Source organism: Caldanaerovirga acetigignens (assembly GCF_900142995.1).
Lineage (GTDB): Bacteria > Bacillota > Thermosediminibacteria > Thermosediminibacterales > Thermosediminibacteraceae > Fervidicola > Fervidicola acetigignens.
Genome location: NZ_FRCR01000010.1, coordinates 55348 through 69070, shown reverse-complemented (window position 1 = coordinate 69070; position 13723 = coordinate 55348). Strand labels below are relative to the sequence as shown.

Below are 13723 nucleotides of genomic sequence, written 5' to 3'. Positions count from 1 at the left end.
GGATGTAGAGGGGGTAATTTTTGTGTACAAAAGGATTTTTGCTGTAGCTGCTTTGATAGCAGCGATAACTGTGGTGGGATTTTACGCTTTTAAGAGCCTTATGCCTGACCCTGAAGAAAAAACTTCGGGGCCGCTTTACGCGACTGCTAAAGTGATTCGGGGAGACATAAGCGTGGGAGTGGAAACATCGGGACCGTTGAACCCCAGCAGCGGTGGCGGTATAATTGTGCCTTACAGCATGGACGGCCAGGGGCCGGCTAGCTATATAATACAAGAAGTGTTTGTAAAAGAAGGCGACGAGGTTAAGGCGGGGCAGCTCCTCGTTAGGCTCAGGGCGCCAAACATCCAGGGGGAAATAGAGTCTTTGGAGCAGCAACTTAAGGCTGCCAAGGAATCCCTTGCCGACAAAGTAGGGCTTGAGCCTGAAGAGGTTTACCGCCTCAATCCTGCTGAAGGTATAACGCTGAAAGCTCCGGTGGACGGAAGGGTCATAGGGCTCACTTTAAAAGAAGGGGCTGAGCTAAAACAGGGGGAGATAGTTGCGAGGATAGTCGATGATTCGAAGTTTAAGGTCGTAGCAAAGCTCAATCCGGGGGAATACGAGATAGCGAAAAACTTTACCAAGGCCTTTTTGAGGTTTTACCAGTTTGAAGGCGTCATAGAAGGCAGGATAATGGATCTAAACGACGAACCGGTGCCCGAGCCGGCTTTAAGTACCAGCCAAGGAGACGGTGAAGAACCCCTTTATCAATATGTCTACTACATGACAATCGAAGGAGACAATCCAGGCCTTGTGATGCCTGAAATGTCGGTTTACATAGGTGTTGCGCCGGAAAATGTTAGAAAAGCCGACGAGCCCGGAGTGTTGTGGCTCAAATTTCCCTCCAAAGTAGAAGGGTATTCCGTAGAAGAAGCCATTACGAGCAACGTAGAAGCCAGGGTGACTAAAGTATACGTAAAAAACCGAAATAAAGTCAAGAAGGGAGACCCGATAATTTCACTAGCCGGTTCGGACGTGAGAGAATTGCTGGAAGAAGAGTTAGAAAAGATAATGGAGCTTGAAGATAAGTTGAGAAGACTTTACAGCCAGTTGGAACTTTTGGAAATAAGGGCTCCTATGGATGGAATTGTCGCGGACATAAATGCCCAGCCGGGGAGGACAGTACAGATGGGCGAATGGCTGGGGAGCGTGTACAATGTGGAGAACATGCAGCTTTGGTCCCAAGTGGACGATGTCGATGTGCTTTTAGTAAAACAGGGCTCGCCGGTGAAGGTGACGGTCGACGCCGTTCCGGGGAAGACTTTCGAAGGGAAGGTTCTGCACGTTGCTACTATGGGAAAGGACATGAGCGGCATTACCAGGTTTGAAGTGTTAATCAGCGTAAAGGGGAGCTCTGAGCTAAGGCCTGGTATGCAGGCAAAGGCTTATATAGAAGCGGGAAGCGCAAAAAACGTGCTTCTTGTTCCGATAGAGGCGGTATTTGAAGAAGACGGGCAGCCGTCAGTGGAGGTCTTGCAGCCCGACGGGACAACAAAAGTTGTGCGAGTAGAGCTTGGACTGATGAATGACCGCTACGCCGAGATAAAAAGCGGCCTAGAGGAAGGCCAATTGGTGGTGACCGGAAGCAGTGCCGACGTGCTCCCCGGGCAGAAGATAAAGACCAACGAAATTCTCCCCGAGAGCGGCCAGCAGGGAAGCGGCCAAGGCCAGGGCGGTAGTGAGAACACCGGCCAAAAAGGGAACTGAGGGGGTATGAAGGTGAAGATGCTTAATTCGTGGCGGTCCTTCTGGGTAAGGTTCCTTTTTGCCGCCCAGATGGCATGGCAGGGAGTTGCGATAAACCCCCTTAGGGCTGGCCTTACTATCCTAGGGGTAGCAATAGGTGTAGCCTCGGTTGTAAGCCTCATGGGCATAGGTGAAGGTGCTCGAATTGCTGTGGTGAGGCAGTTCGAGAGCCTGGGCTCTAATGTCATAGTAATAAAAGCTCATGACGAAAAAGCAGAGTTTGAGCCAGAAGAAGCTGAGGAGCTTTTAGAAAGGGTCTCTGGTTTAAAATATGCATCGCCAGTAGTGCGGACAAATGCAGTCTTGCGCTGGCGAAGAACCAGGGGACAGGTGGAGGTCCTGGGGGTATCGAGCGATTTCCCCGAGCTCAGGGACCACAAATTAGCTTCCGGGCGCTTTTTTACCAAGTGGCACGTTGAGCAGCGCTCACCTGTGGCGGTGGTTGGATACAATATAGGGAGAGGGCTATTAGGAGGTAGGAGCCCGGTTGGTCATACGGTTACGATAAACGGGCAGACGTACAGGATAGTGGGAGTCCTGGAAAGGAAAGGCTCAGGACAAGCGGAAGGCATAGATGATAAAGTGGTGGTACCCTATACCACGGCTTTAAAAATCGCAGGCAAAAAGACGGTAGACGAATTATGGGTAAAGGCAGAGTCTCCAAAGGCTGCAGAGCTTGCTATAGCCCAGCTTGGGAGGATATACAGGCGGAAATTGGGGCTGGACGTGACCGCGCCGAAGGCAGGAGGCGGAGGCCAGCAAGTGCCTGGAGAAGAGGGGAAGGAAAATCCGGAGGGGACTTCGCTTCCTATCCCTCAACCTCCTGAAAAAGAGGGCCAGAGCAAAGGAGAAAAACCCGGACTTGAGCTTGGAAAGGATATAATCACGATTACGAACCTAAATACCCTAGTGGAGGAAGCAGACAAAGCAAACCGCATAATGACCCTGCTCTTAGGAGGGATAGCGGCTGTATCCCTCTTGGTCGGAGGTCTCGGCATAATGAATATAATGCTTGTCGCAGTGACCGAAAGGACGGGGGAGATAGGAGTGAGGAGGGCCCTTGGGGCAAAGAAGTTCGACCTACTCCTGCAATTTTTGATGGAAGCTTTTTATCTAAGCGGGATAGGCGCGGCACTGGGGACGCTACTAGGAATGTGGGGGGTAAATGTCTTCAACAACTACGGCTTTAGCGCAGTGGTAAGCATGGATGCGGTAAAAGTTGCGGTCTTCGTTGCTTTGGGCTGCGGGTTGCTATTTGGAGTATACCCGGCATGGACGGCGGCTTCCGTTCCACCGGTTGAGGCCCTGAGGAGATAAAAAGGCAAATTAAGTTGAGGTTTTACACAATGGATAAAGCTATATCAAAAAGATATAGGGGCTTTGCCCTAGTTAACGTCATTTTGACGGCTTCACTGCTTTTTTTAATAGGTGCGATGGTAATAGATATGGTTACATCAGAGGTTAAAAAAACAGCGTATTTTAGGGATTTAACGATATCGTATTATATTGCAGAGGCAGGGATTCAAAAGACCCTCGCGACATTAAAGGAGGACCCGAACTATAGACCTGCATGGCGGGAAGGCCTAGGGAACGGCTATTTCGAGGTTTCGGTCCAAGAAATAAGCCCCGGGAGGCTTAGAATAACTTCCCGGGGCTTTGCGGGCAAGGCAAAGGAAGTAATTTCGGTTGTGGTAGAAATTTTAAAAATCGAAAGTGGCGTCGAACTAAATGTTATTTCATGGAAGAGAGAAGGCAAGGAAGAAATTTAACGTTAACCTTCAATCTTCGCTGGAAGCAGGCTCTTTTATAAAAAACGATATCAAAAAGGCGGCGAAAAACATGGATGCGCTGGCGAAAAACGAATACGCGAGGCCAAAGCGGTTGCCCATGATGCCGCTGTAAGTAGAGCCAAAAACAAGGCCGAGCGAAATAATTCCGTTGTATACGCCGAAGGAACTTCCATGAGAGGAGCTGTTTCCGTTTTTTGCAATAAGGACATTGCAGGCTATGGTCATGGCGGCGTTGAAAAATCCGAAAATAAACCTCAAAATTAAAAGAGAAGATACAGAATTTGCAAAGCCCTGAAGAGCGGTGATCAGGGTGCTGCCCAAGAGCGAAACCCTATAGAGGGTTGTCAATGGTATGCCTGTGAGTCTTCCGACTATAGGAGATGCTATAGCGGTAGAGATTCCGATGATGGAAAAGACGAGCCCAGTGTAAAATTCGGCATTCTGAGGTGCAATATTTTGCATAACGAGGTTTAAGGTGGGGAGTATTGCCATGATTGCTCCCTGCATCAGGAATCCGGTTGTAAAAATCAAAAGGAGCTGCGTGTTTCTTAAGGTTTGAGCTATGCCTTCCTTTATCGAGAGGTTTTTCCTGCTTTCCTTTGGTTCTAGCACGCCTGTCGCATAAGGAAGGGCTCCGGCGACAAATAAAATGATGGAGCCCAGGATAAGGCTTCTTCTAACTCCGAGGAATTTTGCCGAAATTCCGCCGAGGAGCGGACCTATGATTGAACCTACGGCTGATGCGGCATTGACAAGGCTAATATTATGGCTTAGATTTTCAGCACTGCTCGTTGCCGCGACGAAAGTTACGGCAGCAGGTATATACCCTGAAAAAGCCCCGTTTAATGCCCTAAGGAGGAAAAGCTGCACGGGGGTTTTTGCATAAGACATAAGGAGGTACGCCACCCCCATCCCGAAGCCTGCCCTTGCCATCATAGGCTTTTTTCCGTAGCGGTCAGATATGGCACCCCATAAGGGCGCCATTATGCCTGTGGTGATAAAGTTGGCGGCATAAATGAGGCTAGACCAAAGGGCTATGTCCGATTTCGTACCCATCTCTAAGAGCAGCGATGGGAGAAAGGGCGTAATGGAAGAAAAAACTGCCTGCGCGATAAAAACTCCCGCAGAAATCATAATTACGTTTCTGACTTCTGCCGAGAATGATGTGAGGTTCATTTTAAAAATTCCTCCTAAAAAATGGTTTATTAAAACTTACCTCAGACTATTATAACATAATTTCACAAATTAGGGGGTCACAAAAGGATGGAAAGCTTTGCTTCCTGCCGGGAGTATATAAAAAGATCCCATGAACGTTGTAAATCATACGGTATATCCAGAGATCAGGTTTACAGCAGGAAAATTATTTCGGGGGAGGAATTAGAAAAAAGGCTGGACAAGAACAGAGAGCTCATAACCACGGCCATGCCTTTTATGGAGCAGATTTACGAATTTGTGAAGGGGTCGGGATTTATTGCCATCCTCACCGACAATGAAGGATGCATACTAAAGATTATAGGCGACGAAAGGATATTAAGCGAGGCGATTTCGCTAAAAATGGTCCCCGGGGCATTTATGGATGAAAGGAGCATCGGAACTAATGCCATGGGGACGGTTTTGGTGGAAGGGATGCCCCTCCAAGTATCTGGCGATGAGCATTACATCAAGGCTTACCACAGGTGGACCTGCTCTGCTGCGCCGATAAGAGAGCCCGGAGGGGAAATGGCGGGAGTCCTTGACCTTACTGGCTACAGCGAGCACGTCCATTCCCACACCCTTGGGATGGTGGCAGCCGCGGCTAGCGCCATAGAAAATCTGCTTCAAATAAAGCGGTTTAACGAACAACTGGCATTTGCGAAAAATCAGATCGAGACCGTGGTCAATGCGATACCGGCAGGAATTGTAACGGCTGACCTTTTCGGAAAAATCAAAACCTTCAACAAGCACGCTCAGGAAATTTTTGGATACGATGCCGACGAAATCAAATGGATAAACATACGGGATCTCTTTGACGGCTGGAGCAAAGTAAAAAGCCAATTAATGGCGGGAAAGGGCATATACGACGAAGAAGTGGACGTTTTCGCGAGGAAGAACCGCTTGAAATACAGCATAAGTGCATACCCGATTCACGATGGTCAGGGAATTTTAAAAGAGATAGTCTGTGTGTTCAAAGAGGTTAAAAATGTGAGAAAAATGGCTCATAAAATCCTGGGTATGAAGGCAGTCTATACTTTCGACAAGATAATAGGCAAAAACGAGCAGTTCGTAAGACTGGTGGAATACGCCAAAAAGGTTGCTAATAGTCGCTCAACCATCCTTATAACCGGCGAAAGCGGGACAGGCAAGGAGCTTTTTGCACAAGCCATACACAATGAGAGCGCAAGGCGCGATGAACCTTTTGTCGCAATAAACTGCGGGGCCATCCCCAGGGAATTGATAGAGTCGGAGCTGTTCGGTTACGATGACGGCGCTTTTACCGGTGCGCGGCGCGGCGGAAAGCCCGGCAAATTTGAAATTGCTGACGGAGGAACGCTTTTCCTTGACGAAATAGGGGAAATGCCTCTTGACATGCAGGTAAAGCTTCTCAGGGCAATTGAAGATGGCGTGGTGACGCGCATAGGGGGCTCAAGGCCTATCCCTGTTGATGTGCGAATAATCGCTGCTACGAATAAGGACTTAGAACAAGAAGTGAGGAAGGGAAATTTTAGAAAGGACCTCTACTATAGACTTAACGTAATACCCTTGAGACTGCCCCCGCTGAGGGAAAGGAAAGATGATATTCCGATTTTAATAGATTACTTTATGAAAAGGATATCACGGCGGCTAAATAAAAAACCTGTGGAGATTCCTGAAAACATCATGAAAGCTCTGACAGAATACAATTGGCCGGGCAACATAAGGGAACTAGAGAATTTCGTTGAATTTGTCATAAATTCAGAAGGAATAATACCTGTTCTCGTGGAAGAAAAATTCTCCATGAATATCACCTTGGACAGGGATTTACCAAATAATTCCTTGGAGGCCGCTGAAAAGGAGCACATTTTAAGAGTCCTTGAGCATAACGGCTGGAATATTACTTCGGCTGCCAGGGACCTCGGGATAGGAAGAAATACCCTTTATAGAAAAATTAAAAAATACAACCTGGGGAGATGCGCCAAAAAAGAGCATTGTTCTATAATGGAACATTGATTATCCTACATAATGTTACAAAATGGAACATTAACGGTGGTATTATTGAGAAAGAGGCGTTACGAATTTGCTGGCATACGATTTGCTTTAAAAACTATTTTGGAGATAAACGCCCGGGCGTGATTCCGAAAAATCGGAAGGAGGAATGTCGTGATGGGCTACTGTGGGAAGGTTTTGAGAGTGAACCTTAGCGACAGAACTTATGGGGTCGAGGACCTGGACCTTGGCCTTGCCAGGAAATACCTTGGGGGCAGAGGTCTTGCCAATAGGATGTTTTATAGCGAAGTCGATCCTAAAGTGGACCCATTTAGCCCGGAAAATAAAATATTTTTTGTGACCGGCCCTCTGACTGGCACGCCTACCCCGACCGGGGGAAGATACATGGTGGTCACTAAATCGCCGCTTACAGATACGATAGCCTCTTCCAATTCCGGTGGGTACTGGGGAGCCGAGCTAAAGGCTGCAGGCTATGACATGATTGTTGTGGAAGGCAAGGCAGATTCTCCGGTTTATATAACTATAGAGGATGATAAGGTCGAGATAAAAGATGCGTCCCACCTATGGGGCAGGGTTGTGTCGGAGACCACCAAAGCTATAGAACAGGAAATGCCTCCAAAAACGAGGGTATTGGCCATAGGACCGGCTGGCGAAAAGCTTTCAAGGATTGCCTGCGTAATGAACGACTACTATAGGGCTGCCGGGCGCTCTGGAGTAGGTGCGGTAATGGGGTCAAAGAACCTAAAAGCTATAGCGGTAAAAGGAAGCGGAAGCCCCAAAGTCCATGATGCGGAGGCGCTGAGAGAAGTGGTGGGCCGCTGCACCAGGAAGATCAGGGAGCACGGCGTTACCGGACAGGGCCTCCCCAATTACGGGACTGCCGTTCTTGTGAATATAATAAACGAAAACGGTGCTTTTCCCACTAGGAATTTTCAAAAGGGATATTTTGATGGGGCTGAAAAGATAAGTGGAGAGACGCTGGCTGAGAAGTATTTGGTAAAAAGAGATCCCTGTTATCGCTGCCCCATAGCGTGCGGCAGATACTGCAAGACCAATGAAATAGAAGGCGGAGGTCCCGAATATGAGACAATATGGGCCTTCGGAGCCGATTGTGGAGTGGATGACCTCGAGGCTATAATAAAAGCTAATTTCTGGTGCAACGAGCTGGGACTCGATACGATTTCTGCGGGAACGACAATAGCAGCCGCTATGGAACTTTACGAGAAGGGGTATATAAAAGACGAGGAACTGGGAGGAGTCTGTCTCAAATTTGGAGACAAAGAGGCAATAGTTGAGTGGACAAAGAAGATGGGATACAGGGAAGGATTTGGCGATAAGCTGGCCGAAGGTTCTTATAGGTTGGCAACCATGTATGGAGCTCCTGAATTTTCCATGTCGGTAAAGAAATTAGAACTGCCCGCTTATGACCCGAGGGGCGTACAGGGGCATGGGCTTCAATACGCCACTGCCAACAGGGGCGGCTGCCACGTGAGAGGCTACATGATTTCGCCGGAGATATTGGGCGTGCCCGAAAAATTAGATAGGTTCTCAATAGAAGGCAAAGCTCGATGGGTCAAACTGTTCCAGGACCTGACGGCGGCGATAGATTCCCTGGGGATGTGCCTCTTCACCTCCTTTGCCCTAGATGCAACTGATTACGCCGAAATCTACAACGCAGCAACGGGTTCCGGGTTTACTCCCGAAGAACTTCTGGAGGCCGGAGAGCGCATCTGGAATCTGGAGAGAATGTTCAACATTAAAGCCGGGGTGAGTCCAAAAGAGGATACTCTTCCCAGGCGCCTGCTTGAAGAGCCGATGCCTGAAGGGCCATCGAAGGGCTACGTCCACCAGTTGGACAAAATGCTTCCCGAATACTATCGGCTGAGAGGCTGGGATGAGGACGGGAATCCCACCGAGGAGACTTTGAGGAAACTTGGGGTAGAATAAGGCATTTTGGAGGAGGGCCGGATTTTTCTGGCCCATCCTTTTTAAAATGCCAGCAAAAGCCGCAAGAGAGGAGATTTTTTCAGATGAGCCTTAAAAAACTATATATCGAACTTACGGAAAAGTGCAACTTGAATTGTGCTATATGCTACAGAAAGTCATGGGAACACGTCCAGAACGAAATGGACGAAAAAACCTATAAAAATTTATTAGATAGCATCAAAGAGTGTGAAAAACTTGAAAGGATTGTACTAGGAGGAATAGGTGAGCCTTTGATGTCACCGCTGATACTGGATGCCCTTGAGGAGTTCGGGGGCTATCACTTGACGATTACGACCAACGGCACGATGGTAAAAGGTGAAGTTCTGCAAAAAATAGTAAAAAGTTGCGATGCCCTGGTTGTTTCAATAGATGGTCTCGAGGACAGCTTCATGAAAATAAGGAATGAAAATCTCAAAGTGGTGCTCGATAACATTGAAATGCTAAATGAAGAAAAATCGAGAAAAAAAAGCGAAACTCCCCGCCTTTTCATAGAGTTTGTCTTATGGGAAGAGAACGTTCAAGATGTTTATGCTATCATAGATTTGGCCCAAAAATATAAAGCTAAAGGGGTAATTTTTTCTAACCTCTTGCCTCAAACTCCTGAAAACGCAAAAAAAATTCTGTACTCCCGGTATGAAAATCGAAGAATGAAGGAATTATTTAAATCATTGCGAAATTATTCATTGAAAAAAGGCATTGAACTACTGCTGCCGGAGTTCGAACTCAAGACTGAGAGGCGGTGTGCTTTCGTAGAGAATAACTCGGCTGTGGTTACGGCAGATGGTTCTGTGACCTCCTGCTACAGATTTGCTCATAACTGTCTAGAGTATGTTTTCCAAAGGGAAAAACAAGTTGTTCGCCACGTGTTTGCCAACATAAAAGAAAGGAGTTTGAAAGAAATTTGGGAAATGCCGGAATACAGGGCTTTCAGAGAAGCGGTGCTTTATACTCGATTTCCGTCGTGCACCGACTGCGACCTAGCGGAAGGCTGTGACCTGGTAAGAGATACCACCTCCGATTGCTATGGATTTTCTCCCTCCTGCGGAGATTGTCTGTGGTGGAGAAAAATAATTTTGTGCCCTTAGGAGAGTGATATGGTGAAGATAAAAGTTAAACTTTTTGCTACTTTAAGGCATGGAAGGGGCAAGGAAATAGAGCTTGATATTAAAGAAGGCACAACGGTAGAAGAAGTAATAAAATTTGTCGGCATCGAACTCAAGGAAATCGCCATAGTACTTCGCAATGGCAGAGATGCTGCATTGAGCACGCAGTTGGAAGATGGCGACATACTCTCGATATTCCCGGCTGTCGGCGGAGGTTGATGAATGTGAACGTAAAGAAGCGATACGAGAGAAATCTATTTTCTCTTAGCCCGCAAGAGTTTGAAAAGTTAAGGGAAAAAAAGGTGTGCGTGGTCGGGTGCGGCGGGCTAGGGGGCTATATAATTGAAATGCTTGGGCGGTTAGGTGTCGGACAAATCACCGCAGTAGATAAAGACGTTTTCGAAGAATCGAACCTAAACCGCCAGATTTTATCGGATATGAATTCTCTTGGAAAAAGCAAGGCATTGAAGGCCAAAGAGCGAATGGAACTTGTAAATCCCGATGTAAAAGTGATTGCGGTAAAAGAGGCTTTCAGCGAAAAAAATGGCAAGGATATTCTCATGGGAAACGATTTAGTAGTGGATGCTTTAGACGATATAAAAGCAAGACTTTTGCTTGAAGAAATTGCAGAACAAGTCGGAATTCCAATGATTCACGGAGCTATTGCCGGGTGGTACGGGCAGGTAACAACAGTTTTTCCGGGAGACAGGACACTGCATCGAATATACACTGGTGCGGGCAATAAGGGAATCGAGGCGCAGCTCGGGAATCCCTCTTTCACTCCGGCAGTGGTCGCCGCTATTCAGGTCAGTGAGGCAGTAAAGGTCCTGATAGGCAGGGGAGAAATTCTAAGGAACCGGCTCCTTTTTGTGAATTTGCTGGACCACGAGTACTTTACGATAAATCTATCCGGTTGACAATAGACCTGCAATATGCTATACTTTGTATTGCCGCATAAAGCGGAGGGGTGTCCGAGTGGTTTAAGGAGCTGGTCTTGAAAACCAGTGCCCCAAAAGGGCCGGGGGTTCGAATCCCTCCCCCTCTGCCAGAGGACCGGGGAGAGATGGCCGAGAAGGTCGAAGGCGGTCGCCTGCTAAGCGACTATACGGACCTAAAATCCGTATCGCGGGTTCGAATCCCGCTCTCTCCGCCACTTCATGCGCCTGTAGCTCAACTGGATAGAGCGTCTGACTACGGATCAGAAGGTTGTGGGTTCGACTCCTGCCAGGCGCACCATTTTAATTTAAATCTTATTTTTTTGAACATGCGCCCGTAGCTCAGGAGGAAAGAGCAGCGGTTTCCTAAACCGCGTGCCGGGGGTTCGAGTCCTCCCGGGCGCACCATTCATTGTACTTTAAAGGGTAAGGTAATGCAGGAATTAACTCATGAGCATTTCATGGGAGAAGCTTTGAAGGAAGCCCGAAAGGCCTTCGATATTGACGAAGTGCCCGTAGGAGCGGTGATAGTTAAGGATGGGAGTATTATCGCCAGGGCCTATAACACGAGGGAGATGAGCCAGGACGCTACTGCTCACGCTGAGATTTTGGCCATAAAAAAGGCCTGCGAGGCGATGGGTTCGTGGAGGCTCATTGGGTGTACCTTGTATGTAACTTTAGAACCATGCCCTATGTGTGCAGGGGCAATAATACTAGCAAGGCTCGACAGGGTGGTCTTTGGCGCTTGGGACCCGAAAGCTGGTGCTGCAGGGAGTGTGGTAAACCTTTTCGAAGTGGAAAGGTTCAACCACCACCCTGAAGTGATATCGGGGGTCCTGGCGGAGGAATGTGGAGCTTTGCTGAAGGAATTTTTCAGGCAAAAAAGATAATCTTGGTGGAGAGATGGCCGAGAGGTCGAAGGCGCTCGCCTCGAAAGCGAGTAGGCGGCAACCCCGCCTCGTGAGTTCGAATCTCACTCTCTCCGCCATTTAAAATAGAATATTTAACTTTAGGTAGACCGTGCGGAGAGATGGCTGAGTGGTCGAAGGCGCTCGACTGGAAATCGAGTAGACGGGTGTTAAGCCCGTCTCGCGGGTTCGAATCCCGCTCTCTCCGCCATTTTTATTGGGTTTGCAAGGATTAAGGGACAAGGAGTAAGGGATATAGTTTTTAGCATATTTTTAAGAGAATCATATATACAAAAGAATATTGGTTTTTAGTCCACATGACCGCATTCCATGTTCACTGCTGCGTAAGAGATGGAGTGTGGTCTTTTTATTTTATAGTTTTTAAGGGTGTACATAAATAAAGAAAAATGTATGAAGAATTTTAAATTTAAGGCAGGATTTTGGTTTTTTTTTTGTCGAATTTGTAATCTAATTTATATTTAGGAAAGGAGATGCAGATATGCTGGTAGGGAAAAAGGCCCCGAATTTCAAAGCTAAAGCCTTCCACCAGGGGAAGATAAAGGAAGTTTCCCTAGAAGATTACATAGGCAAATGGGTGGTGCTCTGTTTTTATCCGGGAGATTTTACCTTCGTTTGACCTACCGAGCTTTCGCACATAGCAGTTAGCTATGAGACTCTGAAAAAGCTCGATGTCGAGATACTTTCCGTAAGCGTCGACAGCGTGTATTCCCACAAGATATGGAATGATACTGAGCTGTCGAAAATGGTAGAAGGCGGAATTCCATTCCCGATGGTTTCAGACCAAAATGGCAGCATAGGAAGGCTATATGGAGTTTACGATGAGGAGGCGGGAGTGAACATCCGCGGGAGATTCTTGATAGATCCTGATGGCATAATTCAAGCTGCGGAAATATTGACTCCTCCGGTGGGAAGAAATCCAAACGAGCTGATCAGGCAGATTAAAGCCTTTCAGCATCACAAGAAAACCGGTGAAGTGATGCCTTCGGGCTGGCAAGAGGGTGAAAAGACGCTAAAACCCTCAACCGCATTGATAGGCAACGTGTGGAAGGAATGGCAACCGAAGTAGAACGCGATTGTATTGTGCAGGATTGTTGATAACGCAGATGCGAAGGGAGCATGAAATTTGATAAAGAACGAAAGATAAGGGTAAAAGACGCGGTTAATACTGTTTGGTGGTTGTCAAAATCGGATTTTCCTAAAGCCGATGTGCGAAAGGTGTTAGTACCTTATTCTGACCGAATGAGGAAGCTTTTGGAAAATCCGGAACAATGTAGTTTATTTGAATTAAAATTAACTTGAATAGAAGAATGAATATTACGAAAAGTAAGCCTAATTCTAGAAGAAGCTCAAGACTTGACCCATGCTGATTTATTGACCACACTCCGGTTTTAGTGAAGAAGGGAGTGTGTTTTTTTTATTTAAATAAGCATTGCAGATGTACAATGAAGACAAGATAAAAAAATACATGATAACAAGAAATATATATTGACAAATTAACAAATACAAACTATAATTAATCTATAAATTAAACTATGGTAAAGATGGCAAAAATTAAACGGAAAGGAGCGATCATAATGAATGTGAAAAAAAGAAACGTAAAAGCTTCTATAGTTCTGGAAGTGGAATTTTTGTTCAATATAGACCTTGAAAATGAAGACCTGAGTATTGATTCAGTTAAGTTAAAGAGCGTAAGAATGCAAGGGAAAAAGGAAGATGAAACTACAATCCATACACTGACGGAAACACAGGTAAAATTTGGGATATTGACCCTTGGGGCAAAAAGTAGCGTGGGTAAGGTGATGCCATTGGGCGAGGAGATAATTATAGATTACTATGGAGAGAAGATAACCGCAAAAACTCACAGGACTGTAAAAGGTAGAATTGATGGTCTAACTCGCTTTTATTTGAGTCACCCTGAATTAAAACCGGATACTAAGATAACAGCTTTGTTTGATAGCGAGGGGAAAGTGTTGAAAATTAAAAGATATGAAGGTCAAGATTGAAATAAAAA

At 46.6% G+C, this 13723-nt stretch carries 12 protein-coding genes, 6 tRNA genes and 1 pseudogene; 18 read left to right on the top strand and 1 reads right to left on the bottom strand.

All coding sequences use genetic code 11. The features are described 5' to 3' along the window. Positions 1-22: 22 nt before the first annotated feature. From BUB66_RS08765 to BUB66_RS08755, 3 genes are read left to right on the top strand one after another with little or no spacing between them, the layout of a single operon-like run. Positions 23-1747, top strand: coding sequence for an efflux RND transporter periplasmic adaptor subunit (locus tag BUB66_RS08765; protein WP_073257640.1), 1725 nt, complete (start codon positions 23-25; stop codon positions 1745-1747). 18 nt (positions 1748-1765) lie between these two features. Beyond that, positions 1766-3103 carry an ABC transporter permease gene (locus BUB66_RS08760; RefSeq protein WP_073257676.1) on the top strand — a complete coding sequence of 446 codons (1338 nt, stop codon included), beginning with the start codon at positions 1766-1768 and terminating at the stop codon, positions 3101-3103. 29 nt (positions 3104-3132) lie between these two features. Beyond that, positions 3133-3555, top strand: a complete 423-nt coding sequence (locus tag BUB66_RS08755) for a pilus assembly PilX N-terminal domain-containing protein (protein WP_073257638.1) — start codon at positions 3133-3135, stop codon at positions 3553-3555. Positions 3556-3564: 9 nt separating this feature from the next. On the opposite strand, the gene BUB66_RS08750 is transcribed toward BUB66_RS08755, so the two are convergent. Next, positions 3565-4752 carry an MFS transporter gene (locus tag BUB66_RS08750; protein ID WP_073257634.1) on the bottom strand — a complete coding sequence of 396 codons (1188 nt, stop codon included), beginning with the start codon at positions 4750-4752 and terminating at the stop codon, positions 3565-3567. Between the two features lie 87 nt (positions 4753-4839). On the opposite strand from BUB66_RS08750, the gene BUB66_RS08745 reads away from it, so the two are divergent. The 15 genes and pseudogenes from BUB66_RS08745 (at position 4840) to BUB66_RS08675 (ending at position 13715) form a co-directional block, all read left to right on the top strand. Beyond that, positions 4840-6762 carry a sigma-54-dependent Fis family transcriptional regulator gene (locus BUB66_RS08745; protein ID WP_073257632.1) on the top strand — a complete coding sequence of 641 codons (1923 nt, stop codon included), beginning with the start codon at positions 4840-4842 and terminating at the stop codon, positions 6760-6762. Positions 6763-6912: 150 nt separating this feature from the next. Further along, on the top strand, positions 6913-8706 hold the full coding sequence (locus BUB66_RS08740) for an aldehyde ferredoxin oxidoreductase family protein (protein WP_073257630.1): 1794 nt from the start codon (positions 6913-6915) through the stop codon (positions 8704-8706). 83 nt (positions 8707-8789) lie between these two features. Next, positions 8790-9830: a tungsten cofactor oxidoreductase radical SAM maturase gene (locus BUB66_RS08735; RefSeq protein WP_073257628.1), complete on the top strand. Its 1041-nt coding sequence runs from the start codon at positions 8790-8792 to the stop codon at positions 9828-9830. 12 nt (positions 9831-9842) lie between these two features. Continuing rightward, on the top strand, positions 9843-10067 hold the full coding sequence (locus BUB66_RS08730; protein WP_073257674.1) for a MoaD/ThiS family protein: 225 nt from the start codon (positions 9843-9845) through the stop codon (positions 10065-10067). Positions 10068-10072: 5 nt separating this feature from the next. After that, positions 10073-10765, top strand: coding sequence for a HesA/MoeB/ThiF family protein (locus tag BUB66_RS08725; RefSeq protein ID WP_198409417.1), 693 nt, complete (start codon positions 10073-10075; stop codon positions 10763-10765). A 44-nt stretch (positions 10766-10809) separates the two neighbouring features. Beyond that, positions 10810-10896: transfer RNA gene (locus tag BUB66_RS08720), tRNA-Ser, on the top strand. Positions 10897-10905: 9 nt separating this feature from the next. Then, positions 10906-11001, top strand: a tRNA-Ser gene (locus BUB66_RS08715). Between the two features lie 6 nt (positions 11002-11007). Then, a tRNA-Arg gene (locus BUB66_RS08710) sits at positions 11008-11084 on the top strand. A gap of 30 nt (positions 11085-11114) precedes the next feature. Further along, positions 11115-11191, top strand: a tRNA-Arg gene (locus BUB66_RS08705). 26 nt (positions 11192-11217) lie between these two features. Then, positions 11218-11673: a tRNA adenosine(34) deaminase TadA gene (gene tadA, locus BUB66_RS08700; protein WP_073257624.1), complete on the top strand. Its 456-nt coding sequence runs from the start codon at positions 11218-11220 to the stop codon at positions 11671-11673. Between the two features lie 7 nt (positions 11674-11680). Continuing rightward, positions 11681-11771 (top strand) — tRNA-Ser (locus BUB66_RS08695). Positions 11772-11807: 36 nt separating this feature from the next. Beyond that, positions 11808-11902: transfer RNA gene (locus BUB66_RS08690), tRNA-Ser, on the top strand. 288 nt (positions 11903-12190) lie between these two features. After that, positions 12191-12778 carry a thioredoxin-dependent peroxiredoxin gene (gene prxU / locus BUB66_RS08685; RefSeq protein ID WP_084098940.1) on the top strand — a complete coding sequence of 196 codons (588 nt, stop codon included), beginning with the start codon at positions 12191-12193 and terminating at the stop codon, positions 12776-12778. A gap of 65 nt (positions 12779-12843) precedes the next feature. After that, positions 12844-12981, top strand: a pseudogene (locus BUB66_RS12155) (site-specific DNA-methyltransferase); the annotation flags it as partial. Between the two features lie 305 nt (positions 12982-13286). Next, complete coding sequence (locus BUB66_RS08675) at positions 13287-13715, top strand: hypothetical protein (protein ID WP_073257620.1); 429 nt, start codon at positions 13287-13289, stop codon at positions 13713-13715. Positions 13716-13723: the final 8 nt, after the last annotated feature.

What these genes read in the sequence shown, in the direction of transcription:
- BUB66_RS08760 (WP_073257676.1), top strand. Translation starts at nt 1,766, where the DNA reads ATGCTTAATTCGTGGCGGTCCTTCTGGGTAAGGTTCCTTTTTGCCGCC.
- BUB66_RS08755 (WP_073257638.1), top strand. Translation starts at nt 3,133, where the DNA reads ATGGATAAAGCTATATCAAAAAGATATAGGGGCTTTGCCCTAGTTAAC.
- BUB66_RS08750 (WP_073257634.1), bottom strand. Translation starts at nt 4,752, where the DNA reads ATGAACCTCACATCATTCTCGGCAGAAGTCAGAAACGTAATTATGATT.
- BUB66_RS08745 (WP_073257632.1), top strand. Translation starts at nt 4,840, where the DNA reads ATGGAAAGCTTTGCTTCCTGCCGGGAGTATATAAAAAGATCCCATGAA.
- BUB66_RS08735 (WP_073257628.1), top strand. Translation starts at nt 8,790, where the DNA reads ATGAGCCTTAAAAAACTATATATCGAACTTACGGAAAAGTGCAACTTG.
- tadA (WP_073257624.1), top strand. Translation starts at nt 11,218, where the DNA reads ATGCAGGAATTAACTCATGAGCATTTCATGGGAGAAGCTTTGAAGGAA.
- BUB66_RS08675 (WP_073257620.1), top strand. Translation starts at nt 13,287, where the DNA reads ATGAATGTGAAAAAAAGAAACGTAAAAGCTTCTATAGTTCTGGAAGTG.